Origin of the sequence: Nocardia transvalensis (assembly GCF_015477765.1) — a bacterium.
Classification (GTDB): Bacteria; Actinomycetota; Actinomycetes; order Mycobacteriales; family Mycobacteriaceae; genus Nocardia; species Nocardia transvalensis_A.
The window spans coordinates 744,772-770,974 of the sequence record NZ_JADLQQ010000002.1; the positions used below are offsets into that span (position 1 = coordinate 744,772).

The 26,203-nt window shown below is 69.7% G+C and carries 26 protein-coding genes; 12 read left to right on the plus strand and 14 right to left on the minus strand.

Translation table 11 applies throughout. The features are described from left to right. Positions 1-4: 4 nt before the first annotated feature. The 3 genes from IU452_RS07495 to IU452_RS07505 all read right to left on the minus strand — a co-directional run bounded on the left by IU452_RS07495 (position 5) and on the right by IU452_RS07505 (position 3,564). Positions 5-1,987: a cytochrome c oxidase assembly protein gene (locus IU452_RS07495; RefSeq protein WP_195108140.1), complete on the minus strand. Its 1,983-nt coding sequence runs from the start codon at positions 1,985-1,987 to the stop codon at positions 5-7. Between the two features lie 136 nt (positions 1,988-2,123). Beyond that, positions 2,124-3,146 (minus strand): DMT family transporter, encoded by a 1,023-nt coding sequence (locus tag IU452_RS37970; RefSeq protein WP_195108141.1) that lies wholly within the window; start codon positions 3,144-3,146, stop codon positions 2,124-2,126. Positions 3,147-3,351: 205 nt separating this feature from the next. After that, a complete protein-coding gene (locus IU452_RS07505) occupies positions 3,352-3,564 on the minus strand; it encodes a hypothetical protein (protein ID WP_195108142.1) in 213 nt (70 codons plus the stop codon). Positions 3,565-3,875: 311 nt separating this feature from the next. Between IU452_RS07505 and IU452_RS07510 the strand changes: the two genes are divergently transcribed. Continuing rightward, complete coding sequence (locus IU452_RS07510) at positions 3,876-5,147, plus strand: helix-turn-helix domain-containing protein (protein WP_195108143.1); 1,272 nt, start codon at positions 3,876-3,878, stop codon at positions 5,145-5,147. A gap of 52 nt (positions 5,148-5,199) precedes the next feature. On the opposite strand, the gene IU452_RS07515 is transcribed toward IU452_RS07510, so the two are convergent. The 3 genes from IU452_RS07515 to IU452_RS07525 all read right to left on the minus strand — a co-directional run bounded on the left by IU452_RS07515 (position 5,200) and on the right by IU452_RS07525 (position 8,217). After that, complete coding sequence (locus IU452_RS07515; protein ID WP_195108144.1) at positions 5,200-6,645, minus strand: lipase maturation factor family protein; 1,446 nt, start codon at positions 6,643-6,645, stop codon at positions 5,200-5,202. A 290-nt stretch (positions 6,646-6,935) separates the two neighbouring features. After that, the gene (locus tag IU452_RS07520; RefSeq protein WP_195108145.1) at positions 6,936-7,646 is read right to left on the minus strand and encodes a hypothetical protein; all 711 of its coding nucleotides are present in this window, start codon (positions 7,644-7,646) and stop codon (positions 6,936-6,938) included. 7 nt (positions 7,647-7,653) lie between these two features. Next, positions 7,654-8,217 (minus strand): hypothetical protein, encoded by a 564-nt coding sequence (locus IU452_RS07525; protein ID WP_324192486.1) that lies wholly within the window; start codon positions 8,215-8,217, stop codon positions 7,654-7,656. Positions 8,218-8,354: 137 nt separating this feature from the next. Here IU452_RS07525 and IU452_RS07530 point away from each other — a divergent pair, with 137 nt between their 5' ends. Both IU452_RS07530 and IU452_RS07535 read left to right on the plus strand, forming a co-directional pair. Beyond that, positions 8,355-9,080: a nitroreductase family protein gene (locus tag IU452_RS07530; RefSeq protein ID WP_195108146.1), complete on the plus strand. Its 726-nt coding sequence runs from the start codon at positions 8,355-8,357 to the stop codon at positions 9,078-9,080. Positions 9,081-9,212: 132 nt separating this feature from the next. Then, positions 9,213-10,577 carry a DoxX family protein gene (locus tag IU452_RS07535; RefSeq protein WP_228816720.1) on the plus strand — a complete coding sequence of 455 codons (1,365 nt, stop codon included), beginning with the start codon at positions 9,213-9,215 and terminating at the stop codon, positions 10,575-10,577. A gap of 171 nt (positions 10,578-10,748) precedes the next feature. On the opposite strand, the gene IU452_RS07540 is transcribed toward IU452_RS07535, so the two are convergent. Continuing rightward, positions 10,749-11,054 carry a PepSY domain-containing protein gene (locus IU452_RS07540; protein ID WP_195108147.1) on the minus strand — a complete coding sequence of 102 codons (306 nt, stop codon included), beginning with the start codon at positions 11,052-11,054 and terminating at the stop codon, positions 10,749-10,751. A gap of 214 nt (positions 11,055-11,268) precedes the next feature. Between IU452_RS07540 and IU452_RS07545 the strand changes: the two genes are divergently transcribed. After that, the gene (locus IU452_RS07545; protein WP_195108148.1) at positions 11,269-12,117 is read left to right on the plus strand and encodes an SMP-30/gluconolactonase/LRE family protein; all 849 of its coding nucleotides are present in this window, start codon (positions 11,269-11,271) and stop codon (positions 12,115-12,117) included. Positions 12,118-12,134: 17 nt separating this feature from the next. Here IU452_RS07545 and IU452_RS07550 read toward each other — a convergent pair whose 3' ends face one another. Further along, complete coding sequence (locus tag IU452_RS07550) at positions 12,135-13,007, minus strand: NAD(P)-dependent oxidoreductase (protein WP_195108149.1); 873 nt, start codon at positions 13,005-13,007, stop codon at positions 12,135-12,137. A 138-nt stretch (positions 13,008-13,145) separates the two neighbouring features. Here IU452_RS07550 and IU452_RS07555 point away from each other — a divergent pair, with 138 nt between their 5' ends. Genes IU452_RS07555 through IU452_RS07565 form a run of 3 tightly spaced genes read left to right on the plus strand, consistent with a single transcriptional unit; the run spans position 13,146 to position 15,499 of the window. Beyond that, on the plus strand, positions 13,146-13,502 hold the full coding sequence (locus tag IU452_RS07555; protein WP_195108150.1) for a winged helix-turn-helix transcriptional regulator: 357 nt from the start codon (positions 13,146-13,148) through the stop codon (positions 13,500-13,502). Positions 13,503-13,543: 41 nt separating this feature from the next. Then, positions 13,544-14,938, plus strand: coding sequence for a M20/M25/M40 family metallo-hydrolase (locus IU452_RS07560; protein WP_228816722.1), 1,395 nt, complete (start codon positions 13,544-13,546; stop codon positions 14,936-14,938). 24 nt (positions 14,939-14,962) lie between these two features. Beyond that, positions 14,963-15,499, plus strand: coding sequence for a YbhB/YbcL family Raf kinase inhibitor-like protein (locus tag IU452_RS07565; RefSeq protein ID WP_195108152.1), 537 nt, complete (start codon positions 14,963-14,965; stop codon positions 15,497-15,499). Between the two features lie 87 nt (positions 15,500-15,586). On the opposite strand, the gene IU452_RS07570 is transcribed toward IU452_RS07565, so the two are convergent. Continuing rightward, entirely contained in the window at positions 15,587-17,416 is a 1,830-nt protein-coding gene (locus IU452_RS07570; protein WP_195108153.1) for an AMP-dependent synthetase/ligase, read from the minus strand. Positions 17,417-17,863: 447 nt separating this feature from the next. On the opposite strand from IU452_RS07570, the gene IU452_RS07575 reads away from it, so the two are divergent. Next, a complete protein-coding gene (locus IU452_RS07575; RefSeq protein WP_195108154.1) occupies positions 17,864-18,238 on the plus strand; it encodes a hypothetical protein in 375 nt (124 codons plus the stop codon). A gap of 78 nt (positions 18,239-18,316) precedes the next feature. Here IU452_RS07575 and IU452_RS07580 read toward each other — a convergent pair whose 3' ends face one another. The 3 genes from IU452_RS07580 to IU452_RS07590 are packed head-to-tail and all read right to left on the minus strand — an operon-like array spanning position 18,317 to position 20,816. Next, the gene (locus tag IU452_RS07580; protein ID WP_195108313.1) at positions 18,317-19,471 is read right to left on the minus strand and encodes a quinone-dependent dihydroorotate dehydrogenase; all 1,155 of its coding nucleotides are present in this window, start codon (positions 19,469-19,471) and stop codon (positions 18,317-18,319) included. 8 nt (positions 19,472-19,479) lie between these two features. Then, the gene (locus IU452_RS07585) at positions 19,480-19,746 is read right to left on the minus strand and encodes a DUF5703 family protein (RefSeq protein ID WP_195108155.1); all 267 of its coding nucleotides are present in this window, start codon (positions 19,744-19,746) and stop codon (positions 19,480-19,482) included. Further along, entirely contained in the window at positions 19,746-20,816 is a 1,071-nt protein-coding gene (locus IU452_RS07590; protein ID WP_195108156.1) for a YncE family protein, read from the minus strand. The genes IU452_RS07585 and IU452_RS07590 overlap by 1 nt, the downstream gene beginning before the upstream one ends. Before the next feature lie 198 nt (positions 20,817-21,014). Here IU452_RS07590 and IU452_RS07595 point away from each other — a divergent pair, with 198 nt between their 5' ends. The 3 genes from IU452_RS07595 (at position 21,015) to IU452_RS07605 (ending at position 24,206) form a co-directional block, all read left to right on the plus strand. Beyond that, a complete protein-coding gene (locus IU452_RS07595) occupies positions 21,015-21,368 on the plus strand; it encodes a hypothetical protein (protein WP_195108157.1) in 354 nt (117 codons plus the stop codon). A 119-nt stretch (positions 21,369-21,487) separates the two neighbouring features. After that, entirely contained in the window at positions 21,488-22,045 is a 558-nt protein-coding gene (locus IU452_RS07600) for a hypothetical protein (protein ID WP_195108158.1), read from the plus strand. A 10-nt stretch (positions 22,046-22,055) separates the two neighbouring features. Continuing rightward, positions 22,056-24,206 carry an MMPL family transporter gene (locus IU452_RS07605; protein WP_228816724.1) on the plus strand — a complete coding sequence of 717 codons (2,151 nt, stop codon included), beginning with the start codon at positions 22,056-22,058 and terminating at the stop codon, positions 24,204-24,206. On the opposite strand, the gene IU452_RS07610 is transcribed toward IU452_RS07605, so the two are convergent. Then, complete coding sequence (locus IU452_RS07610; RefSeq protein ID WP_195108160.1) at positions 24,146-24,778, minus strand: LysE family translocator; 633 nt, start codon at positions 24,776-24,778, stop codon at positions 24,146-24,148. The genes IU452_RS07605 and IU452_RS07610 overlap by 61 nt on opposite strands. Before the next feature lie 367 nt (positions 24,779-25,145). On the opposite strand from IU452_RS07610, the gene IU452_RS07615 reads away from it, so the two are divergent. Continuing rightward, entirely contained in the window at positions 25,146-25,295 is a 150-nt protein-coding gene (locus IU452_RS07615; RefSeq protein WP_195108161.1) for a hypothetical protein, read from the plus strand. A 57-nt stretch (positions 25,296-25,352) separates the two neighbouring features. Here IU452_RS07615 and IU452_RS07620 read toward each other — a convergent pair whose 3' ends face one another. Then, positions 25,353-26,201, minus strand: a complete 849-nt coding sequence (locus IU452_RS07620) for a heme ABC transporter ATP-binding protein (protein WP_416382281.1) — start codon at positions 26,199-26,201, stop codon at positions 25,353-25,355. Between the last annotated feature and the right edge of the window lie 2 nt (positions 26,202-26,203).

Below are 26,203 nucleotides of genomic sequence, written 5' to 3' on the forward strand. Positions count from 1 at the left end.
TCCGTCAGCGGCGGCTGCGGCCCAGTTCGGCGAGCATGGCGTTGTAGGCGGTCAGTTCGTCGTCGTCGGGGTAGGTGTCCTGGTGACGGTCGCTGCGGGCAGCGACGCGGCGGTCCTGGCGGGCCCACTGCGACAGCAGGGCGCCGACCACCAGCAGGACCGGGATTTCCCCGGAGATCCAGGCGAGGCTGCCGCCGACCTTCTGGTCGGAGAACAGATCGTGCATCCAGCCCAGTTGCAGCTGCGGGTAGTAGTCGCCGCCGACGAGGGTTTCCATCGACATGACCGCGACGCCGAAGAAGGCGTGGAAGGGCATGATCGCGAACAGCATTCCGAGCCGGCCCAGATGCGGCAGGCGCCGCGGGCCCGGGTCGATGCCGATGATCGCCCAGTAATACAGGTAGCCGGTGATGAGGAAGTGCACGTTCATCAGCAGGTGGCCCCAGTGGAAGCGGATCAGTTGATCGAACAGCGGGGTGAAATACAGCCCGTAGAGCGAGATCACGAAAACGGCCAGCGCCACAATGGGATTGCTGAGAATGCGGGTGAACCGTGAATGCATCAGCGACTGCGCCCATTCCCGCGGCCCGGGCGGGCGGCCGCGACCGGCGGGGGAGACCGCCCGCAGCAGCAGGGTCACCGGGCCGCCCAGCACCAGCAGCACCGGAATGAACATGTTCAACGCCATGTGGACGCCCATATGCGCGCTGAACATGCCATAGCTGTAGGCGCCGACCCCCGACGAGGTCACCAGCAGCAGCGCCAGGCACCCGGCCAGCCACGACAGGGTCCGCCACCGCGACCAGTCGTCGCCGCGGCGGCGCAACCGCAGCACCCCGGCCGCATACAGCAACGCCGCGGCGATCGCGGCCGACCCGAGCACCACATCGAAGCGCCACAGCGTCACCAACCGCCACACGTCCGGCGGCTGCGGCAGATCGAAGCCGAGGAACACCTGCTGGGCGGTGAAGGTGCGGCGCGCGAACGCCGGTGCCGGCTGCACCGCCATCGCCACCGACAGTGCCAGCCAGACGATTTCGCTCGCCACCGCCCCCACCAGCAGCCCGCGCCGCGTCCGCGCGGGTATGCGGCCGAGCGCCCACGCCAGCACCGCGTGCCCGGCCAGCACCAGCGCCGCACCGGCGCCGAGCCAGCCGTACACGCCGCCGAAGGTCGAGGGCGGTGTGAGGATCGCGACGAGGATGGCCACGGTGGGAATCAGCACCGCCACCGCCAGCGCGACGATGATCCGGTAGCGGCGCAGCACCGTGGCGAGCGCGACCGGATCGGTGGTGCGCCGACAGTGTGCGGCCACGCACCAGCTGAGCCCGGCCAGCGGCGCGAGGGCCAGCACGAACGGGATCACCGCGCCGGTGGCGTAGTCGTGGTTGGGGCCCTCGCCGGCGTTGCCGGTGACCGCGGGCGCGACGATCGCGACCGCACCGACCGCGGCCAGCCCGAACAGGCTGTTCCACGACAACGCCACGCGCACCAGCACCGCCACGATCAGCACCGCCAGCGTCACCACGATCCAGGTCTTGGGTTTCTCCGCGGCACCGATCAGCGGGCCGACCGCCCCCACCCGCAGCGCCCGGGTCACCGACATGCCCGCCGAATCGGCCGCCGACACCGGGATCAGCGCCAGCGCGGCCGCCAGCCACACCAGCGCCGCCCGTTCGGCGATGCGTACCCCGGTGTATCCGTCGACGTCGATGCGGCCCTGGGCGGTGGGCACGGTGCAGAACAGCGCATACATAAGGGGGCCGACGGTGAAGGCTCCGGCCAGCGCGGCGATCAACCGCAGCAGGGCATAGGTGAGCGCGGCCGCGAATCCGGGATAGGGCAGACCCTGCTGGTCGTAGGGCTGGTGGCCGAGCGCGGCGGTGACCGCCACCACGAGCAGCGCCCCGGCGAGGGCCGCGCACGCCGCGGCGCCACCCCTCCCGCGGGTCGACGTGGCAGCCGGGGAGGCCGGGTGATCGGTCATTCAGCAAGCTCCTGTGCAGGCCTGAACCGTCACCGGCCGATCCGAGACGGATCTCTCTACTACACACCCTAGTAGTAGCGGTGGGGTTGCGGGAAGATGACCTCGCTCACAACGAGCGGGGTGCCGGTGCGCCGGATCAGGCGATCGCGCGGTCGTCCTTGTCGCGCGATTCGTGCGGTATCGACACCGAGGACCCCTCGATGGGGGTGAGCCGTTGGCGGCGCGCGGCAGCGGTTGATCTCGGTTCGGTCGCGGCCGTGATCTTTTCGGCACCGGCGTGTTCGTCGCGGCGGCGGCGTTCGGCGGGGCGGGTGCGTTTCTCGGCGGGGGTCCGTTTCTCCGCGGCATTGAGCCCGATCGCGCACGCGACGATCAGCGCGCCACCGACGATGCCGTTGACCGTCGGCACCTGCTGAAAGAACGCCAGCCCGAACAGCAGTCCCCACACGCATTCGACGGTGAGCAGGTTGCCCGCGAGCACCGGGTCGACGCGCTCGAACCCGTAGTTGATGAGAAAGACGTTCGCGACGCTGAGCGCCCCGGCCACCGCGACCGCACCCCACAGCAGCACCGGCGCGATGGGCGTGGCCAGTTGCGGCAGCCCCTGGCCCTGCGCCAGGGAGATCAGTACCGTGCCCACCGTGCCGACACCGAGGGTCAGCGCGCTGATCTCCTGATTGTTCAAAGTGCCGCAATGCCATTCGCGGCCCAGATAGCTCCACGCCATGGCCACCATCGCCACCAGCGCGAGCAGATCCCCCTCGTTCCAGTCCAGCCACGAACCGCCGGGACCGGGCCGGAACCCGGACAGGATGGCGACTCCGAGCGCCGACCCGGTCACGAACCCGACGCGGGCGACGGTGGCGCGTACCCGGCACAGCAGCAACCCCAGCGCCGAGGCCAAAGGCAGTGCGGCGATGAACGAGACGTTGGCGACCGAGGTCATCGTCGCCGCCTTCGCGAACAGCACCGTGCCGATCACATACAGCAGCACGGTGCGCACCACGATGACACCCCACTCGCGCGCCCCGGCATGCGCGACGACGCGCCAGCGGATGCGGCGACCGAACAGGATCACCGCGAGCACAAACGCCACCGCGGTGCGCAGATACACCTGCTGGGCGATGGTGAAGCCATGATCGAGATAACGAGTGAACACCGTCAACATGGCAAACGACGCGGTCAGTAGCACCAGAGCCGCGACACCTCGCAGGTCGGTGATCTTGCTCCCACGTACGATTGCCGTGCTGTTGATACCGCCAGCGTACCCACAGTCGCCAGTTACCGGCTGGGAAATTCCAACCGGTATGAACTATATGGGTTTTCAGCCGCGATTCGCCGTGGTCACCGACCGCGATCCAGTACTAGAAGGGATACCTGCGCGCCAGGATCCGCCGCAGCCGCCCCTCATCGACGACCACACTGCGATCCTCGCGATGCTCGCGGTGGCGGGTATGCCGCTCGCGCGCCAGCCATCCCGCGAACACGCACGCGGCCGCCAGCACCGAGACGGTCAGGATGTTCATCGCCGATGCGCATGCGATGAACGCCGCGAAGCCGGTGATCACGGTGGCCACGGTGGACATCACCTGCACCAGATGAATCGCGAACGGCCCATGGCCGCAACGCTGTTGATATTGTTCATGTGCCGGAGCTCTGCCGGCGAGGACGATTCTTCTCATGTCCCTCAGCCTGGAACCGGCACGGCCGCGCGAGCCACACCGGATGCAATCTTGCACGCGGCGCGCGCAGAACCGCTCGGATTGCGAACGCAACCAGGCGATCCGGGACTAGTGTGAAACACGGACGACGCAGAGCCCCATGCTCGTCCGACCAGCGAAATTCCGGTCGGGAACCGGCCGGAACGACGACGCCACTTGGAGATGTTGTGAACAGCCCACACAGCATCGCATGCGCGCGCCGGATCGTGCGCGATATCGAGGCCTCCGGGGGGACGACATGGGAGGCGGTGCAAGCGATCCGCGCGCACTGCGGAGCTTCATTACTTCGAGCTCATCGCATTGCGCACGGTTTCACCCTCGTCGAGGTCGCCCAGCGGTTACAACAGCTGATCGTCGACGCCGGATCGTCGTGCCAGGGCCTGTCGCATCAGAGCGTGTCTCGTTGGGAGACCGGTCTGGACATGCCGTCCTACCAATTCCTCGACGCATTGTGCCGACTGTATCGGACCCGGCCGGACCGGCTGGGCTTCGGCCATGACTACACCGCCGAGGATTGCCCACCGAACGCCGTCGCGCACAACGGCTTTCGGCTCCTGCCCGCGGGCCCGCGCACGGGTGACATCTGGAAGACCGTGCGGGCGCTGGAGGAAAGCGTCGAATTGTGCGGATATCTGGTGTATGTGCAGCCGCCCTCGGAATACATTCCGGCGCGCATGCGCGATCTGGCCCAGATTCAGCATGTGATGCTGGCCGACCATTCCGACGAATTGCATCAGCGGCTGTTGCGGGTGGAGGCCATTCTCGCGGGCCTGATCGCATTCCGGCTCAACGATGTCGCCGATATCCACGACACGTTCATGTGGTTTTCCAAGGCGCGCCGCGCCGCCCGGCAGGCCGGTGACACCGCGGTGGAGGCGTGGCTGCGCGGGCATTGGGCGCACGGGCACGAGTGTTACCGGCATGCGCTGGATCAGGGGCTGGCCGCCGCGCATTCGGCCCAGACCGCCGGGGCGCGGTCGGCGTGCGTGTTCGGATTGCTGGCCGAGGCCGACATTCAGGCCCGCATCGGGCATCGGCGCGAGGCGGTGGGCGCGCTCACCGCGGCCGAGCGGTTGTTCGCGGTGCTGCCGGCCACGGCCACCACCGACGACAACCTGGGCACCTCGGAATACATCCTGCGCTGGCATCAGTCGCATGCGTTGATGGCGCTGGGGGATCGGCGCACGGCCGAGGAGATGCGCGGGCGGGTGCTGGAGTTGCCGATGGCCGACAAGGACCACGTGGGACGCTCGCTGCTGGATCTGGATCTGGCGGCGCTGCTGCAGCGGCAGGGTGAGCTGGAGCAGGCGTGCGCGCTGATCCGCCACGTGTGGCAGACGCTGCCGCCGGAGCTGCGGGTCGGGCAGGTGCAGCGGTATGTGACCCAACTGGTGGCCGGGCTGCCACCGGCGCTGCGCGACAGCATCTTTCAGCGATGATCACCCGATCTCCGTGCCCGCGCTGATCACCCGATGTCTGCGCCCGCGGTGATCACCCGATTTCCGTGCCCGCTTTTCCCAGGGCCAGGGGCGGGACGTAGTCGCCGACGAGGGTGCGGTGCCACCAGGCGTGGGTGCGCCGCAGTTCCTGGGCGGTGGTGAAGCGGTAGCGGTAGAGCTGGGCGCGCAGGTAGTGCGGCGGGGCGTCGGGGAACGGGTTGTGGCGCAGCAGGCGCAGGGTGTCCTTGTCGTTCTGCAGCAGCCGCAGCAGAAACGGGCCCAGCCAGGTCCGCGCGTACTGCGGGGAGATGGCGGCGAACCACATCAGCCAGTCCAGGCGCAGATGGTAGGGCGCCCATTGGCGTGGTAGCCGGTGCAGGGCGCCGGGTTTGCCTTTGAATTCGTATTCCTTCCACACCGTCTGCTCGGTGAGCTGCGTGTCGTCGGTGCCTTCGATGATCACCTCGTAGCGGGTGCGCCCGACGGTGCCGAAGGCGCCGTAGGTGTTGACCAGGTGGTAGGGGTTGAAGGAGCTGTTCATGCGCTGCTGCGCCGAGGCCAGGTTGCGCACCGGCCAGTAGCTCAGCGCCACCACCAGCGCCGTGACCGCGATGACCGTGCCCGCGAACCAGGCCGGCGGCGCCGCCAGGGCGGGCGGGTCGGGCACCGGCAGCACCGCCGCGGCCGAGGACTGGTCGATCGCACCGGCGGCCAGCACGATGGTGATCCAGTTGAGCCAGGCGAAATTGCCCGACAGCACCAGCCACAGTTGGGTGACGATCAGGATCGCCGCGGCGATGCTCGCGATCGGTTGCGGCGCGAACAGCCCGAACGGGACGGCGAGTTGGGCAACATGATTGGCGGCCACCTCGATGCGATGCAGCGGTTTGGGCAGATGGTGGAAAAACCAGCTCAACGGTCCCGGCATCGGCTGGGTTTCGTGGTGGTAGTACAGGCAGGTCAGATCCCGCCAGCACGGGTCGCCGCGCAGTTTGATCAGTCCGGCGCCGAATTCCACCCGGAACACCAGCCAGCGCACCAGCCACAGGATCAACAGCGGTGGCGCGATGCTGTCGTTGCCGAGGAATATGGCGAGAAATCCGGCTTCCAGCAGCAGCGATTCCCAGCCGAAGGAATACCACCGCTGCCCGACGTTGACGATCGACAGATATCCCACCCACAGCAGCGCCCACGCCAGCATCGCCGCCCACAGCGGCATCCGGTCGGCAGCCCCGGCGACCAGCGCCGCCGACAATGCCGCACCGCACCAGGACACGACGGCGAAGAACCGATCCGAATAGTGCAGATGAAAGATGCTCGGCGCCTCGGCGAACGAGCGCGCGGCCAGAAATCGCGGCACCGGCAGCATGCCGTGCGCACCGATCAACGCCCGGAATTGCCGCGCGGCCGTGAGGAAAGCGATCAGATAAAGCGCCGCGATGCCGCGTTCCAGTATCTGCCTGGCCAGCCAGTATTCGGGTCCGCTCAACCATTCCATGCCCGCCACTCCTCGGCCGACGGACGTGCATACCCTGAACCCCGAATTCTATCCGCCCACCGACCGGTCGCCCGAAGCCCACCACCAACCGCACCCTTTCTTATTCTTCGCACCCGCTACGGCCGGTCATACGGGGTGCAGGAAGCCACAACGGGTGCGGCGGGCACAAGGCGGGCGGTCCCGCAGGCGACCCACCCTGGCAGTGCCAGGAGCAGCCGCACCCCGTGTTGCCCTTCGCACCCGCTACACAGGGTGCCAAGCGCGAGAAGGGGTGCGGCTGAGTGCGGGGCTCAGCGCGCCGGGCCCAGCAGGTGGTCGAAGAATGTGCGGTAGGTACGCAGGGCTCGGCGGCGGGTTTCGGTGTCGCACTCGTCGGCCGACCACCGGTTCTGCAGGGCCTTGCGGCGGTCGGCGTAGCTGTCGGCCAGCTGGTCGAGGGTGGCGGTGACCAGTTCGTCGGCGCGCGCGACGGCCTCGCGGGGGTTGTCGACGAACATGGCCTGGGCCTCGCGCCACCGGATGCGCAGGCGCTCGAGCTCGCCCGGATCCAGCAGGGGCGCGTCGTCCTCGGCGACGCCGCCGGCGTGCAGGGACGCCTCGGTGTCGAAGCTGTGTGCCGTGCCGGGATCCTGGCCGGGTGCGGGCACGGGGACCGATGCGGCGCCCGGATGGCCCGCGCCTGTCTCGGTGTCGGTCGTGGGCGCAGTATGCGGGTCCTGTGTGGACTCGGAGACCGAGGTGGCACCCACATGGCTCGGCGCCGACCTGGTGTCGGGGGTGCGCGCGGCGTCGGCGTCGCGGCCCGGGGCGCCGAGGACCGACTCGGCCTGTGCGGGGCGCACCGGGTCGGGGGCGACGTCCTCGTCGGGAGTGGGCGGGGAGGTGCGTTGCGACGGGTTGGTGGGTTGCTGGGTGTGCTCGCCGGTGCGGGAGGCGCCGCCGTAGGTCGGCTCCGAATCGGCAACGGGGCCTGGGGGATCGGGGTTGTGGTCGGTGGTCATCGGTCTCTCACTGGTAGTGGGTGGTTCTGGGCGAGGTGGAGCCGTCGAGCAGGTCGTGGAACAGTTCGCGGTAGTGCACGATGGCGGTGCGCATGTCCTCGGTGGAGGCGCTGCCCTCGGCGGCGCGCACGGCGATATCGTGGGCGACGCGGTAGCCGCTGAGCGGTTGGGCGTGTTCCACCGACAGGTCGGCGATCTGCTGGTCGTAGCTTTCGGTGGGGTAGCCGCGGTCGGCCATGATCGCGGTCACCAGCCGGTCGGCCGAGCCCAGCGCCCGCGGCGGATCGTCGACGAACTGTTCCTGCATCCGCGCCCACTCCATCTGATAGCGGTGTTTCTGCTCCTCGGTGAGCGCACGCAGATTCAGCTCGTCGTGGCGGCGTTCGCGCTGGGCCAATTCCTGTTCGGCGTCGCGGCGGTCCTCGCTCTGCTGCATGATGCGGTCGTACTCGGGCCCGAATTTGCTGCGCAGCCGCCGCCTTCGCAGACTCGGCCGCATCGCCACCGCGGCCACACCGATCACCGCGATCACCACCAGCACGATCACCACAGCCCACACTGCACCCGACACCTGAACCTCCTCGCCGAGCCTGTCGTATTGCTGCGGTAATGCCTCACCCCGGCCACCTCAAACGCCAACGGGTTCAGCGCCGTTGACGCCCCCGATCATCGCCTCGATCGCCGCGGCGGCTGGCTACCCTGACTGCCATGACCGATCAGATCACCGAGCACACGCCGTCACCGCGGGCCCATTCGCACCCGTTCGTGCCGTATCGACCGACCCGTCTGGATCGGGCCGAGGCGATCGCACGGGGCAGGCAGTTCTACGCGTTGGTCGACTCCCGGCGCAGCGTGCGGTTCTTCGCCCCGGATCCGGTGCCGCGGGAGATGATCGAGATCGCGGTGGCCGCCGCCAATACCGCGCCCTCGGGGGCACATCATCAGCCGTGGAAGTTCGTGGCGGTGGCCGATGCCGACATCAAGCATCGGATCCGGGAGGCGGCCGAGCACGAGGAGCGGATCAACTACGAGGGCGGGCGGCTGCCCGAGCCGTGGCGAGAAGCGTTGGCGCCGTTGGAAACCACCTCCGACAAGTCGTATCTGGAGGTGGTGCCGTGGGTGGTGGTGGTGTTCGCGGAAAAGAGCACACCGCGCGCGGACGGGTCGCTGCGCAAGAACTACTACGTCAACGAAAGCGTCGGCATCGCCTGCGGGTTGTTCATCACCGCCTTGCACACGATGGGGTTGGCGACCTTGACCCACACCCCCAATCCGATGGGATTTCTCACCGAGATCCTCGAACGTCCCGCCACCGAACGACCCTACATCCTGTTCCCGATCGGCTATCCGGCACCGGACTGTGAGGTCCCCGATCTGCGCCGCAAACCTCTCACCGAGGCCCTCGAATACTTCCCGCCGCGCCCACCGGCCTGACCACCACAGCGTCGGGGGCACCGGAACCCCGGTCTTGAGACACCCGCGTGCGGACGGAAATCTTCGCTGCGGCTGCGTGTGTCGGGCGACCACGCAGCCTTGCTGTGCTGGTTGATCCTGGAGAGGGATGTGATGGGTGTCGCTGTGGCGCAGGTAGATCCGCGCACCGAGCAGATCGACCCGACGCCGCGGCCACGGTGGAATGCCGTCACACGCGTCGGGTTTCGGTTCTGTGTGCTGTATTTCGGGCTGTTCTGCCTGCTGGACCCGCAGATCACCTTCACCTTCACCGGGTGGGTGCGCTCGCTGCTGCCCGCCGAGGCCAGCCTGTGGCTGGTGCGTCCGCTCTCGCCGCTGGTGCAGTGGGTGGGTCGCACAGTATTCGGCACCGAGGCGGTGCTGCACACCGATTCGGTCAGCGGTGATCAACGATTCCACTGGGTGCTGGTGTGCTGTGTGCTGGTGGTGTCGCTGGCCGCGACGCTGGTGTGGTCGGTGCTGGACCGCCGCCGCGGCGACTACCGCCGCCTGGCCGGCTGGTTCTGGCTGCTGCTGCGGCTGTGCCTGGCCGGGCAGATGCTGTATTACGGTGTGGTCAAGGCGATTCCGACGCAGATGCCCGCACCGTCGCTGACCACGCTGCTGCAGCCCTACGGCAGTTTCACCCCGATGGGCGTGCTGTGGAATCAGGTCGGGGCGTCGCGGCCGTATGAAATCCTGCTCGGCTGTGCCGAACTCACGGCCGGGATCCTGCTGCTGATTCCCCGCACGGCGGTACTGGGCCTGTTGCTGAGCCTGGTCAGCCTGGGGCAGGTGTTCGTGTTGAACATGACCTTCGATGTGCCGGTGAAGATTCTGTCCGGCCATCTGCTGCTGATCTGCCTGGTGCTGCTGGCCCCGCAGGCCGGACGGCTGCTCGAGGTGCTGGTGCTCGAACGCACGCCGGGCCCGATCGCGCTGCCGCACCCGTTCACGACCGCGCGCGGGCGCCGAATCGGCACGGCCGCACAGGTAGTGGTGGGCGTGTGGGTGCTCAGCGCCCTGGTGCACCACGGCTGGAATACCTGGACCCAGGTCGGTGGCGGGCGAGACCGGCCGCCGCTGTACGGGATCTGGACGGTGTCACAGTTCGCGCGTGACGGCCAGGAGGTGCCGCCGCTGACGACCGATCGAACCCGCTGGCGGCGTGTGGTATTCGAGACGCCGGGCAGGCTCACCTATCAGCGGATGGACGACACCATGGTGACGGCGATGGCGCAGGTCGACACCGCCAAACATCGCCTGGACATCTTCGCGCTGCCCACCGCGGCGGGGACGGCACCGCACCGGCTGGGCATGGCCCGGCTCGGCTTCACCCAGCCCGGCCCCGACCGGCTGCACCTGCAGGGCGTGATCGACGGGCACCGGGTGGACATCGCGCTGGACCGCATCGACCCGGCCACACTCCCGTTGCAGGGCACGGGATTTCACTGGGTGCAGGACTACCAGAACCTCTGATACCGCATCAGCGCCGCGACACCGGCCCGTGCTGGTGGGCCGTCTCCTCGCCCACGCCCAGGGCGGCGGCGATCTCGCTGCCGGTTACCGGTTCGGCCCGCCGGGCTTCAGTGAGCACCGGCGAGCCGAGCGGGCGGGCGGGGACCTGTCGGTCACGGTGTGAGACGACGGTCAGTCGTTGTCCTGCTCGATCGACAGCACGGTGCCGGTCGCCGCGTCCACGTGGGCCTCGTAGCCGGCGCCGTCGCGGGTGCGCAGATCGATCTCCCACTTGGGGGAGCCCTCGGAGGTGTCGAGTTCGACCGACTCCACCGTCGCGCCCATCAGGGCCGCGCGCGCGGCGTCGAGGGTTTGCTGCTGGTCGAGCGGTTGCTCGGCCGAGGCCAGCGCGCTGCCGCCGCCGGCCAGGGCCGCGGCCAGGGCCGCGGTGAACGACAGCCGGCGCCACGCGCCGGTGCGAGCAATGGTGTGGGCCATGATGAACCTCCTGTGTCGTGACTGCTCCGGACGGTGAATCCGGGGCGCGACCTAGAGCCGACGGCCCGCTGCGCCCCTCGCCCAGGAACTACCACCTGAAACCGCTGGTATGCGTGTCACGCCGGGCCGGAAATCGGGAATCCCGCGCGGCCGGGTGTCGGATTCGGCATTCTCGATGCGTGTACTCGGTGCACGCCACACCGAAGGAGAGCCCATGTCCACCCGCCCCCGCACCCTGATCAGCGACCTCGTCGTCGGCGAGTCCCCGCGCTGGCACGCCGACCGGCTGTGGTTCGCCAACTGGGGGCTCGCGCAGGAGATCGTCGCCGCCGACCCCGACGGCAAGACCGAGGTGGTGGCGCGCGGCCCGAAATTCGCCGGGTACTGCTTGGACTGGCTGCCCGACGGGACCATGCTGGTGACCGGCGAGCACGATCTGCTGCGGCTGGAATCCGACGGCTCCTACCGCACGCACGCCCCGCTGAGCGAGGTGGGGTCGGGCCCCAACGACCTGGTCGTCGACGGGCGCGGCAACACCTATGTGGGGCTGATCGGGTTCGCCTTCGGAGAGCAGCAGTTCCGGCCGGGCACCATCGCGCTGGTGACCCCGGCGGGGGCGGTTCGCCTTGTCGCCGAGGACATCTGGTTCCCCAACGGGATGGTCGTCACCCCCGACAACGCCACCCTGATCGTCGCCGAGAGCTGGGCGAATCGGTTGACCGCCTTCGATATCGGGCCCGACGGCGAGCTGAGCGGGCGCCGGGTGTGGGCGCAGCTGGGAGGTGACGGGATCTGCCTGGACGCCTCCGGCGCGATCTGGACCTCCGGCGTCTCGGAGAACACGCCGTTCGTGCAGCGGGTGCGCGAGGGCGGGGAGGTCCTGGACCGCTTCGAGGTCGACGGCGCCTGTTTCGCGTGCATGCTCGGCGGCGCCGCGGGAACCACGTTGTTCCTCATGGTCGCCGACTGGCTGGGGGAGGACCGGATGGGGGAGATGTTCACCGCCCACACCGGCCGCGTGCTCACCACCGAGGTCGACATCCCCCACGCCGGGCGCCCCTGACCGCCGCGACAGACCGGTCAGGCGCGCAGGCCTTCGAAGATCCGCACGAACGCCTGGGCGCCGTGGCCGTCGGCGACCTGGGCGTCGATGAGGGCCTTGACCGGGGCCAGCACGGTCAGCGGGACACCCGCGTCGCGGCTGGCGCGCACGATGGCATCGACGGCGGATTTGTTGAAATCCAGGCTCTGCACCTCGGTGGTGTAGTCGCCGCCGTCGATCATCGCCGCGTGCGCGGGCAGCCCGGTGGCCATCGCCTGCAGCCACGGCACCGCCCGGGCGGCGAAGTCCTGGGCGCTCACCCCGGCGGTGCGCATCAGCGCCGCGCCGTGCTGGAATCCGGCGAACATGATGTACATCCCGGCCAGCAGCGCGAAGTCGTACTGCGCGGCCAGGCCCGCGTCGGTGCCGAAATACTCTGCGGTGCCGAACAATTCGAACACCTCACGATGCTCGGCGAACACCGCCTCGCTGCCGCTGTAGAGGATCGACGAACCGGGCTGCCCGATCATGTCGGGGATGGCCATGATGCCGCCGTCGAGGTAGTCGATGCCGTGGCGGGCGGCCCACTCGGCCAGCTCGCGGGCCTCGGCGGGGCTGGTGGAGGTGAGGTTGATCAACGCCCGCCCGCGCAGTCGTTCGGCGACGGGGTCGAGGGCCTCGTGCACGGAGGGATGCCCGAGCAGGCAGGCGATCACCGGGCCGGTGCCCGACAGCGCCCGGGCGAGGGTGGGTGCGCCGATGGCGCCCGCGGCGACCAGGTCGGTGTCGCGGCCGGGGGTGCGGTTCCACACCGTCGTGCGGTGACCACCCTTCACCAGCGCGGCGGCCAATGCGCGGCCCATGGCGCCGAGGCCGAGAACGGTGACGGGGGTGTGCTGAGGATCGGCCATAGCGGTTGAACTCCTTGGGTTTTCGAATCGGTCTGCGGCGCCGGGACCCAGCGTCCCCCGTACCGGACATCCCGACAAGTACCTACTATTCGGTGAGGTACTTACCGTCAGGTGTGTGAACAGGTAGCGAGGGCGACGATGGGCGCGAAGAGATCCGGACCATATTTCTGCGGCATCGATGCGGCGATGGACGTGATCGGCGGCAAGTGGAAGGCGCTGATCCTGTGGGAGCTCGAGAACTCACGAGTGCGCCGGTTCGGCCAGCTGCGCCGCAATCTGCCCGGGGTGTCGGAGAAGATGCTGATCCAGCAGCTGCGCGAGCTCGAGGAGGACGGCATCGTGGAGCGCGTGGTCTACCGGGAGGTGCCGCCGCGGGTGGAGTATTCGCTGACCGAGCTCGGCACCCGGCTCAATCGCGCGCTGGAACCGTTGGGCGCGTGGGGCCGCGAACGGATCGCCCGCATCGGCGCGGACAAGATCGTGGTGGGCGGCTGAGGACCGGCCGCCGGTGATTGCGCGCAGGCTGCGGGCAAGACATGGCACACCCGTGCGGCAATGGTAGGAAGGGGAACGTGTCAGCAACTGGTCGAGAAACGGAAGCAACAGGGTCGCGCGCGGTGTCGGAGGTGGTGGAGCTGGTCAGCACGCTGATCCGCTTCGACACCTCCAACACCGGCGAGCTGGCCACCACCAAGGGCGAACGCGAATGCGCGCAATGGGTCGCCGACCAGTTGCACCAGGCCGGATACACCACCGAATACGTCGAATCCGGCGCGCCCGGGCGCGGCAACGTCTTCGCGCGCCTGCCCGGCGCCGATCCCAGCCGCGGCGCGCTGATGATCCACGGACATCTGGACGTGGTGCCCGCCGAGGCCGCCGACTGGAGCGTGCACCCGTTCTCCGGCGCGGTGCGCGACGGGTACGTGTGGGGCCGCGGCGCGATCGATATGAAGGATATGGTCGGCATGATGCTGGCCGTGGCCCGCCAGTTCAAGATCGAGGGCACGGTGCCGCCGCGCGATCTGGTGTTCGCGTTCCTGGCCGATGAGGAGAACGGCGGCCGCTGGGGGTCGCACTGGCTGGTGGACAACCGCCCCGACCTGTTCGAGGGGATCACCGAGGCGGTGGGGGAGGTCGGGGGTTTCTCGCTGACCGTGCCGCGCCGCGACGGCACCGAGCGGCGGCTGTATCTGGTGGAGACCGCGGAGAAGGGGCTGTCGTGGATGCGCTTGCGCGCCAAGGCGCGTGCCGGGCACGGCTCGTTCGTGCACGAGGACAATGCGGTCACCATCCTCGCCGAGGCGGTGGCGCGGCTGGGCAAACACACCTTCCCGCTGGTGATCTCGGATTCGGTGGCCGAATTCCTGGCCGCGGTCGGCGAGGAGACCGGGATCGACTTCGACCCGACCGGACCCGATATCGAGGGCCAGCTGGCCAAGCTGGGCACCATCTCGCGCATCATCGGCGCCACCCTGCGCGACACCGCCAATCCGACCATGCTGCAGGCCGGGTACAAGGCCAACGTGATTCCGCAGACCGCCGAGGCGGTGGTGGACTGCCGGGTGGTGCCCGGGCGCCAGGCCGCGTTCGAACGCGAGGTGGACGAGCTCATCGGCCCGGATGTGGAGCGGGAGTGGATCACCAACCTCGACTCGTATGAAACGACGTTCGACGGGCATCTGGTCGACGCGATGAACGACGCGATCACGGCCCACGACCCGGACGGGCGTACGGTGCCCTACATGCTGTCCGGTGGTACGGACGCGAAGGCGTTCGCCCGCTTGGGGATTCGCTGCTTCGGTTTCGCACCGCTGCGGCTGCCACCGGAATTGGACTTCTCGGCGCTGTTCCACGGTGTGGACGAACGGGTTCCGGTCGACGCACTGGAATTCGGCACCAGGGTCATGGAGCATTTCCTACTGCACAGCTGACGATTCGAAAGGACGGCTCTTCTCGTGCCCGACTACTCCTACAATCCGTACGCGGCGCTGCCGCAGCTGCCGCGCTTCACCCTCACCTCCTCCGATGTCACCGACGGCCGCCCCTTCGGCAACGATCAGGCCAGCGGGAAGTTCGGCGCCGGCGGCAAGGACATCTCGCCGCAGCTGTCGTGGTCGGGATTCCCGGCCGAGACCAAGAGTTTCGTGGTCACCGTCTACGACCCGGATGCGCCGACGGCCTCGGGGTTCTGGCATTGGGCCGTGGCCGATATCCCGGCCGCGACCACGTCGCTGCCCAGCGGTGCGGGCAGCGACGGCGGCAGCCTGCCCGCGGGTGCGCTCACGCTGCGCAACGACGGCGGTTTCGCCGGATTCGTCGGCGCGGCCCCGCCGCCGGGCCACGGCTACCACCGCTACTTCATCGCCGTGCACGCGGTGGATGTGGAATCGCTGGGCATCGGCGCCGACGCCACCCCGGCGTTCCTGGGGTTCAACCTGTTCTCCCACGCCATCGCCCGCGCGGTCATCGTGGCGACCTACGAGCAGAAGTAGGTCCCGGCCGAAAACCAGGCCGGGAACACACTATTGGGCACGCCGGGATCGGGTCTTCCGTCGATCCCGGCGTGCTGTCGGCCGGGGCTATTTCAGGCTGATCACGCCGTCGGGTAGCGGGTCGGCGTAGAGCTCGGCGATTTCGGCGGCGTATTTGGCGGCGATGGGGTTGCGCTTGAGTTTGAGGGTGGGGGTGATCTCCTCGCCGCCGGGCTCCCACGCCTGGGGCAGGATGCGGAAGCGTTTGATCTGCTCGACGCGCGACAGTTTGGTGTTGCCGGATTCGATGGCGGCGCGGACCTCGTCGACGATCTCCGGGCGGGTGGACAGGGCGGCGATATCGGCGTCGGGGGTGCCCAGCGCCTTGGCGCGCACGGCGGCGGTGTCGGGGTCGAGCACGATGAGCGCGGTGATGTAGGGCTTGGCGTCGCCGATGGCCACCACCTGCCCGACCAGCGAGGACACGGCCTTGACCGCGTTCTCGATATTGGTGGGGGAGATGTTCTTGCCGGCCTCGTTGATGATCAGTTCCTTCTTGCGGTCCACGATCGTCACGTAGCCGTCGCCGTCGATGGTGGCGACGTCGCCGGTGTGCAGCCAGCCCTCGGCGTCGAGGGCCTCGGCGGTCTTGTCGGGCATGCCGCGGTAGCCGCGGCTCACGATGGGGCCGCGGATGAGCAGTTCGCCGTCGGTGTCCAGGCGGATCTCGCATCCCTCGACCACGCGCCCGACCGAGCCGGGGCGGGGCTTGTCGAGTTCGGTGTAGGTGCCCACGCCGGTGATTTCGGACATGCCCCACACCTCGGAGACGGTGAAGCCCAGGCCGAGGATGTATTCCAGGGTTTCCGGGGGGATCGCGGCCGCGCCGGAGGAGGCGATCCGCAACTCGTCCAGGCCCAGGGCGGCGCGCAGTTTCGACAGCACCAGCGCATCGGCCAGTTTGTGCTGCACCTCGAGCAGCGGCCCGCCGCCGCTGCCGCGCAGCCGGGCCTGTGCCGCCCGCACCCCGACCCCGATCGCCCAGGTGGCCAGCGCCTTCTTCACCGGGCTGGCCTCGGTGGCCAGTTTGGCGTCGATGCCGGACTTGATCTTCTGCCACACCCGCGGCACCCCGAAGAAGGTGGTGGGCCGCGCGTCGGGCAGGGCGGCGGCGATCTCGCGCGGGTCGGGCACGCAGGTGAGGGTGATCCCGGTGAACAGATTCATGCAGTGCGCGGAGATGCGGTCGGCGACGTGCGCGGCGGGCAGATACGACACCGCGCGGTCATCGATCCCGACATCGTGCAGCGCGCCGCTGGTCAGGCACTTGATCTGGGCGACCACGTTGGCGTGGGTGATCTCCACACCCTTGGCGGGCCCGGTGGTGCCGGAGGTGTAGATCAGCGTGGCCAGGTCGTCGGGTTGCACGGCTCGCCAGGCCGCGTCGAAGTCGAAGCCGTCGGCCGGGTTTGCTTCCACCTCGGCCAACGACACCGTGTCGGCGGCCGGGCCGTCCACGACGACGGTGTGGTCGAGCGCCACCCCTGCGCCCTGCACCGCGCCCAAGAACGCCTGCTCGGTGATCACTATCTTGTTGCCCGCATTGCCGAACACGTGCGCGATCTGCTCGGGCGAGCTGGTGTTGTACACCGAGAACGGCGTGGCGCCCAGATGCAGGGCCGCGGTGTCGACCAGGTTGAACTCCGGCCGGTTGGTCAACATGATGCCGACCGTATCGCCGTGGCGCACACCGAGTTTCGCCAGGCCGGCGGCGATGGCGCGCACTCTGCGATCGTATTCGGCCCAGGTGATCTGCTGGGTGCCGCCCACGGTGCGCAGGGCAACCTGATGCGGGCGCAGCGTCAAGGTTTGCTGGAAGGCCTGCGTCGCGGTGTGCACCGTGGCGCCGGACGGATGTGTGTAACCGATGTCTGTCATATCCCTTGTTCCCGATAGATCTGCCGAGTGACGCGGCTCACCCATGGTATCGACCGATCGGGACGAATGTGATGCGTCTTACGCAGCGGGCGGGGAATCGGGGCACGGACGGGGGCGCCGGATCTCGGGCGCGCCGGTTTATCGACCATGGATTTCGGCTATTACCAGTCCATTTCGGCGCTCGTTTCGGCCGGGGTGGCGAGTGCCGCACTGCCGTCGGCGGACCGTGCGCCGGGGCATCGGGGAGGTTGGGATGACGGGAACGATCGTCGCGCGCCACCGGAGTCGGCGAGGGTGCGGTCGCAAACGCCTCGGTGATGAGGCGGGCCAGGTCATGGCCTGCGATCGGAAAGTTCGCAACCATTTGGCAATCCGCGCCGATAGAGCGGGTAGCGGCTCGGGCGCCGGGCATCGGTCGCCGGGGACCGCACGCGAGAGGAGACCGTCGTGACCATCGAGGCGACCGACTGGCGGATGACCAGCGACCTGACGCCCGAGCACGCCTTCCGGGTGGCCTACGCCGGGACGGCGGTGTGGCGGCTGAGCTGGCTGCCCGAGCAGGCGCTGACCCGCGCGCAGGCGTGGGCGGGCATGGAGCTCGACGAGTTGCTCAGCGATCCCGCGCGCGTGCACGACGAGGCGGCGCGGCTGCTGGTGGTCTCGCGTGCGGCGATGCTCGGCATCGGCTACGAGGACGCGGTGGTGCGGCTGGCGCGGCGCATGCTCGACCGGCTACGCGGCGACGACGGCGAGCCCGAGGACCCGCCCTGCGACGACGATCCGGTGTTGTCGGGCCCGATCCGCCGCATCACCGACCTGTGAGCGGGCGGGCCCGCGCCGCGCCATCCGGCTCGGCAGCGTGTGCACGATGGCACGCGCTGCCGAGCGGGAGTGCTGGTGTCAGGTGCGGGCCTTGTGGGAGGCGCCGACGGCGTCGGCGATGGTGGTGTAGCCCGCGGCGCGCAGGCGGGCGGCCAGGCCGCGGTGGATGCGGCGGGTCCACAGCAGGCCGCCGTAGATGAAACCGGTGTAGCCCTGCAGCAGGGTGGCGCCGGCGAGGATGCGTTCGAAGGCCTGGTCGGCGGTTTCGATGCCGCCGACCGAGATCAGCACCAGCCGGTCGCCGACGCGGGCGTAGAGCCGGCGCAGCACCTCGAGCGACCGGTCGGCCACCGGCGGGCCCGACAGCCCGCCCGCGCCCATGGCCGCGACCTGGTCGGCGGGGGTGGCCAGGCCGTCGCGGCGGATGGTGGTGTTGGTGGCCACGATGCCCGCCAGCCCGAGTTCCACGGCCAGGTCGGCCACGGCGTCGATATCGTCGTCGGACAGGTCGGGGGCGATCTTCACCAGCACCGGCAGCTGTGTTCGGTGGCGGTCGCCGCGGGGCCCTGCGTGGTTGCGCTCCGCTGCCTCCTCCGGGCCCGTCGCTATGTCGGCAACGCTGTCGAGCACCGCGCGCAGCAGCGGCCGCAGCGATTGCACCGCCTGCAGGTCCCGCAGGCCCGGGGTGTTGGGGGAGCTGACGTTGACGACGACGAAATCGGCCAGCGGCCCGAGTAATCGGGCGCTGGTGGCGTAGTCGGCGGCGGCCTGCTCGGCGGGAACGATCTTGGTTTTGCCGATGTTGGCGCCGATCGGCACGCCGCCGGGACGGCGGGTGCGCAACCGGTCGGCCGCGCGGGCGGCACCGTGGTTGTTGAATCCCATCCGGTTGATCAGCGCGTGGTCGGCGGGCAGCCGGAACAGCCGCGGCGCCGGGTTGCCCGGCTGCGCCTGCGCGGTCACGGTGCCGATCTCGGCGAAACCGAAACCCAAAGGCCCCCAGGTGTTCACGCCCGCGGCGTCCTTGTCGAATCCGGCGGCCAGCCCCAGCGGTGCGGGGAATTCGACACCGAAGGCGGTGGTGCGCAGGATCGGATCGTCGGCGGCGGTGAGTTTGCTCAGCAGCCAGCGCAGCGGCGCGATGGCGGCGGCCAGCCGCAGGGTGGTGAAGACGAGGTGGTGGATGCGTTCGGGCGGCAGGAGGAACATCACCCGCAGCAGGAGCCGATACATGCGCCCGCTCACATCCCCGGTCCGGGGGTGGGCAGCCCGGTCTTGCGCCGCCGCAGCAACACCCGGCGGCTGCCGTCGGTGTAGGCGCGCACCCGCGACAGTTCCCAGCCGCCGAATTCGGCCTGGATCGCCAGCCGCATGGAGGCTGTCACCCGGTTGACGTCGGGGGGCAGCCGTAGCGGCACGTATTCGTATTCTCCCTCCTCGCTGGTCTCCTCCCAGCTGGCCGGGAGCGCGGGCCGGCGTTGCGAACGGTGCGCCGAGGCCTGAGTCATCACTGCCCTCTCTTCCTCTGGTCCGCGCCGATCCGCTGCAGACCGGCACCGGTCGCGGACCCCACGAACATCTCGCCGGTGCGGTCATCGATCGTCACCGAATTCGGCTGTCGTACCGTCGCGAAGCGTCCCACTTCCTCCGGTATACCTCTCGACAGGTCGTAGCCGACGACTTCGTTGCTGCCGGTCAGCGTCACCCACACGGTGTCGGATCGCTGATCGTAGGCGAGTGCGTAGGGTGACGAGCCTACCGGGAAGCGCTGGCGCAGCACGAGCGGATCGGCGGTGTAGACCAGCAGCGCACCGCCGGCGGTATCGGTGACGAGCAGGCGGCCGAAGTGGTCGGCGACGAGGTTGGTCGCGCCCTGGCCCGCGCGCAGCGCCAGCCCGGGGCGGTCGCGATCGAGGGCGAGCTGGGTCAGGGAGGTCTGGTCGCGATCGAGCACGGCGACCGCGTCACCGGCGGCGGCCACGGCGTCGCTGCCGCTGAGCCCGGTCACGGTGTCACGGACCCGGCCGTCGGCGTCGAGGATCAGCGCGCGCCCGTCGGCCAGGGCCGCGGCCAGGCTGCCGTCGCCGCGGCGGGCCACCGCGCGCACCTCGCCGTCGACCGGGGTCGATGAGACCGCGGCGGTGACCAGGTCCAGGTGCAGCAGCTGCCGGTCGGCCGCGATCAGCAGCTCGCCGGGCGCGCCCGCCGCCCAGCCGTGGGCGCGGGCGGGCAGGGTCAGGGTGCGCGCGGGCAGCGCCGAATCACCGTCGCGCCCAGCGGTGCCGGGGGCGCCCGGGTCGAGGATGCGCACGGTCAGGCCGTCGGGGTCCAGCAGCGCGATCCGGCCGCTGGCCGGTTCGCTCAGCACCGCGGCGATGGAACCGGCGGCGGTGACGGTGCCCGCGGGCGGGCGGGCGGTGTCGGGGGCGACGGCGGCGCTCGCGGGCGCGGCGGCCGGGCGCGGGTCGTCACCGCCGCTCTCCGAGCAGCCGGTCAGGACCGGGATCGCCACCCCCGCCGCGAGCAGCGCAGACGGCCATCGCCGGCGCCTTCGCCGGTTCCCGTCGGGACCGCGCATGCCTGGAACTCCTTCTCACCCGCCACTCATGCGTACCTCTTCATCTGACCATGGTCGCGGAAGTGGCCCGCTCACCGGGGTGGTTCCGGCGCGGAAGAATCCATCCGATCCCCGGACGTGGCACCGATCGCGGCGCTCAGGTGTCGGTCCCGAGGGTTACCGTGGGAAGTGAACCGCAGCCGATTCAGGGAGACCCGGTTGAAAACAGACCATACGTCTGGATTCGTCGTCGAAGACATTACCGTCGGTCCGTTCGCGCACGGATTCGGCACCACCGATGACGGTCACCCCTATGCCTTCCGCACCGTGCGCGCGACGCTCACCCTCGAGATCTACCGCTCCGACACCGACACCGCGGTGCCCGGCCCCGACGACGTGGTCGCCGTCGCCGAGGCCCGCGTCACCGATATCGACCTCGACGACGAACGCAGCATCACCGCCCTGGTGCGCGACCTCATCCCCGCCGCCGCCCCCATCCCCGCCATCGACCGCGGCCCCACCACCGTGCGGGCCCTGCTCGGGCGCCTGGGCGCGGTCATCGACGGAATGTGAGCAAAACCGCTGGGCAGCAACGGTTTCCGCGCGTGTCGTGGCGATGCTGGGTGATCTTGGCCGGCCGTGACAGACTGTAGGAGAACTACCGGTAACTTCGACACGCTCCGAGGATGTAGATGGCATTGCGACGGTGGACCCGCACGGCAGCACGACATCGAGCGTGCCTCGCGCTGGTGTCCGCGACGCTCGCGGCGGTGGCGGCGGGCTGCGCCGGTGGGCCCGACGAGGATTCGGTGGCCGCGGCGCGCTCGTCGGCCTATGCCGCGCTGAGCTCCTCCTCGCAGGCCGCCGCATCCAGTCGCGCCGCGCGCCCGCCCATTCCGAGCGCCGCACAACTGGATGCGCAGATCAAACGCGCCCTGGATCCGTCGCTGCCCGACAGCGAGCGCACCGCGCTGATCGAGGACGGCGAGGCGTTCAAAGACGCCATCCCCGACATGTACAAGGCGATGCAGGACAATCCGCGCGCGGTCTACGGGGTGGTCGATCCGGTGTTCGACAACCACGACGGCACGCTGACCGCGACCATGCGCCTGGACAAGGACGGCACCGGCACCAACGTGCGCACCACGATCGTGCATTTCGTCGACGTCGAGGGCAGGTGGAAGATTTCGCGCACCGATCTGTGCGGCATCCTGCGCTCGGCCGACTACAAGACCGCGGCCTGCGGCTAGCCTGCCCATGATGCAGTCGCAGACCCTGCGGTGGGGCCGGTTCGTCCACCGCCACCGCTACCTGGTGTTTCTGGTGTTCCTTGTGGTCGTGGCCTGTTCGGGTCTCTACGGGCGCGATCTGGGATCGCGGCTGACCCAGGGCGGCTGGTTCGACGAGCACAGCGAATCGGTGGTGGCCTCGAAACTGGCCGACGCCACCTTCGGACGCGACCGCGACGCCGACGTCATCGTCCTCTACACCGCCGCGCCCGGCACCACCGTCGACGACCCGCCGGTGCGTGCGGCGGTGACCGCGGCGCTGGCGCGGCTGCGCGCCCGCTACCCCGACCGGATCCAGAAGGTCGACAGCTATTTCGACGGCCCGATGATGGGCCAGTTCGCCGACGCCTCGCGCACCCACGCCTTCGCCAGCATCGGGTTGCGCGGCGCCGACACCGAGACGGTGAACAACTATCTGGCGATCAAGGACGAGCTGGGCGCGGGGGCGCCGGGACGCGGACCGGGCGGCACCACCGTGCAATTGGCGGGGCTGCAGCCGGTGGTGGAGGGCATCAATATCGGCATGCAGCACGATATCCACCGCGCCGAGCTGATCGCGTTGCCGATCGTGGCGGTGCTGCTGTATTTCGTGTTCGGCGGGGTGGTGGGGGCGCTGTTGCCGGTGCTGATCGGCGGCATGACGATCCTGGGCAGCCAGGGCATCATGCGGCTGCTCAGCGACCACATCGAGGTCAACGTGTTCGCCAGCGCGGTGGTGACCTTGGTGAGCCTCGGGCTGGCCATCGACTACGGGTTGTTCGCGGTGACCCGGTTCCGGGAGGAGCTGGCGGGCGGGGTCAGCGTGGAAGAGGCGACCGCACGCACGGTCGCCACCGCGGGACGCACGGTGTTGTTCTCGGCGGCGATCATCGCTGTCAGCCTGGGGGCGTTGTTCATCTACCCCAACGGGGTGCTGCGGTCGGTACCCTACGGCGGGATCAGTTCGGTGCTGCTGGCGGCGCTGCTGTCGGTGACCGCGCTGCCGGCGGCGTTGTCGATCGTGGGGCGGCGCATCGATCTGTGGGGCTGGCACCGCTTCGCCAGTATCCGCACCGCCGAGCAGATCGACCGCGGATTCTTCTCCAAGCTGGCGATCTTCGCGATGCGCCGGCCCGCGCGGGTGATCGTGCCGGTGGTGCTGGGGCTGCTGGCGTTGCTGATTCCGTTCCGCCACATCGAATTCGGCGGATTGAGCGAACGGTACCTGGCCGCCGACAATCCGGCGCGGGTGGCGCAGGAACGCTTCGACGAGCTGTTCCCGTCCTTCCGCACCGAACCGCTGAAACTGGTGGTGGTGGGCGCGAATGCCCAGCAGTTGTCCGACATCCGGTTCCAGGCCAATTTCGCCCCCGGGCTGACCGGGCCGTTCGAGGCGGCTGCGCCGACCACCGACGGCATCAACGTGCTCTCCACGGGGCTGGTGGACAAACGCCGTGCCGACGACGCGATCGCGGCGCTGCGGGCGATCCCCGAACCGGACGGGGTGCAGGTGATGGTGGCGGGGGTTCCGGCGCTGGAGCGGGACGCCATCCACGGGCTCATCGCAGGGCTGCCGCTGCTGGCGGCGATCCTGGTGACCGCGGCGATCGCGTTGATGTATGCGGCGTTTCGGTCGCTGGTGCTGGCGGTGAAGGCGGTGGTGATGAGCACGCTGTCACTGGGCGCCACGCTGGGCATCCTGACCTGGATCTTCGTGCAGGGACACGGGGCGGGACTGTTTCATTTCACCCCGCAGCCGTTGATGTTCGCGGTGCTGGTGCTGATCGTGACGGTGCTGTTCGGGCTGTCCACCGACTACGAGGTGTTTCTGCAGTCCCGCATGGCCGAGGCCCGCGCGGGCGGGGCGGCACCGGCCGAGGCGATCCGCTACGGCATCGCCCACACCGGCGGCGTCATCACCTCGGCGGCGGCGATTCTCATCGTGGTCACCGGCGCGTTCGGATTCTCGGATCTGGTGTTGATGAAATACATCGCCTACGGCATGATCGCCGCACTGGTGCTGGACGCCACCGTGATTCGCATGCTGCTCACCCCGGCGGTGCTGAAACTGGTGTGGCGTGATCAGCCGGCGCGGCGGGGTTCGGGGGCGGCGAAGGCGGCGATCGCGCCGAGCGTCAGATAGATCAGGCCGGTGGCGTAGCGCTGGCGGCGGCGAAACACCGGGCGGGCCCGCAGCCAGCCGCCGACGGTCCCGGCCGCCAGCACATACCCCAGGTCGGAGACGACACCGATCAGGGCGGTCACCGCGCCCATGACCGCGATCTGCAGCGGCACCCGGCCCGCCTGCTGGTCGACGAACTGCGGCAGGAACGCCAGGAAGAACAGCACCACCTTCGGGTTGAACAGGTTGATCAGCACCCCGTCCACATACACCCGCCGCAGCGGGCGCGGCGAGCGCACCGGCCCGTCGTCGCCGTCGCCGCCGCGCAGGGTGCGGTAGGCCAGATACAGCAGATACGCCGCACCCAGGTAGCGCAGCACCCCGAAGGCGGTGGCCGAGGCCGCGATCAGCGCCGACAGGCCCGCGGCCGCGGCGACGACATGCACCAGGGTGGCGGTCTCCACGCCCAGCGCCGATGCGACACCCGCGCGGCGGCCCTCGGCGATGCTGCGGGCGGTGATGTAGAGGTGATTGGGGCCCGGAATCGCGATCAGGGTGGCGGCGGCCAGCAGGAACAACAGCGGGTGGGTCATGTGCCGAACATAGTCCGCGCCACGGTGATTCGGCAGATCCGCGGATCCGCGACCGGTGTCGGCCGCGCGGTTTCGGCCGTGGCAGTGCGGCTTCGGGAGGGATCGGTCGCCCCGGCACGCGACGCAGGTCGGTATCGCGATGCGGATGCGGGTCGGGCAGCGAATGTGATGTGTCGAACAGTCGGTTCGTGACCACCGGCGGCGCCGTGCGGTCTGCGGGTCGACCGAAGCGGCGAATGATGTTGCCGCGCAGGACGATCGGAACGGCTGGCGACGGGTCGGCGGGCGCGGCGGGCGAGCGGCCGGAGCTGGTGTGCCCGGGCGTGGTTCGGCGGCGACGGTGCCAAGCCCCGTTAACCTAAGGGCCGTGACGAATCCCGGAGAACCTCAGCAGACGACCGGCCAGGGCAAGCATGCGGCGCCCGAGGGGGCCGGGGTGCATCCCCTGATCGACCTGAACCGTGACCCGACGCCCGGTAAACCCGACCACGCCCGTCCGGACGAGGACGACGAGTAGGGCACCTGCCGCATCGGCCGTCCCCGTCGACCCGACGCCGAGTCGTCCGGCGCGTGCTCAGCCGCGCACCGGCAGGACCAGTTGGGCGCCGGTGACGGGGTGGTCGAGGACCTCCACGGGGTGCTGGTAGACGCGGGTCAGCAGCTCGGTGGTGAGGACCTGCCGCGGTGGGCCCGCGGCGACCAGGCGCCCGGATTGCAGGACCGCGATGCGGTCGGCGTAGGCGGCGGCCACACCGAGGTCGTGCAGGACCACCACGACCGCGGCCCCCTCGGCGGCGCGGCGGCGGGTCAGGGCCAGCACCTGTTCCTGGTGGCCGAGGTCCAGGGCGGCGGTCGGTTCGTCCAGCAGCAGCGTCGGAGTGTCCTGGGCCAGCACGCGCGCGAGCGCGACGCGGGCACGCTCACCTCCCGACAGCACCGGAAACGGCCGGGCCGCAAGGTGTTCCACGTCGGTGGCGGCCATGGCCGCGGCGACGGCGGCCTCGTCGTGGTCCTGGCGCTCGGTGCGGGCCCAGGGGGCGCGGCCCATGGTGACGACCTCGCGGGCGGTGAAGGGAAACCCGACCACATGGTTCTGCGGCAGCACCGCCCGCCGCCGCGCCATATCCACCGGCGCCCACTGCTCGATCGAGCGCCCGTCGAGTTCCACGGTGCCGGCGGCGAGTTCGAGTTCTCCCGCCAGCGCGGCCAGCAGCGTGGACTTGCCCGCACCGTTGGGCCCGACCAGCGCCAGAATCTGCCCGGCCACCACGTCGATATCGACCCCGTCGAGCACGCGCCGCGCACTGCCGCGATCGACACCGACACCGCGCGCCCGCAACGTCACCGCCCCGGCCCGCGGCCGCTGCGGAATCCCGTGATCGCGCGCGAACACCCGCGTCAATCCCCGCCTCAGACTGCTCACCA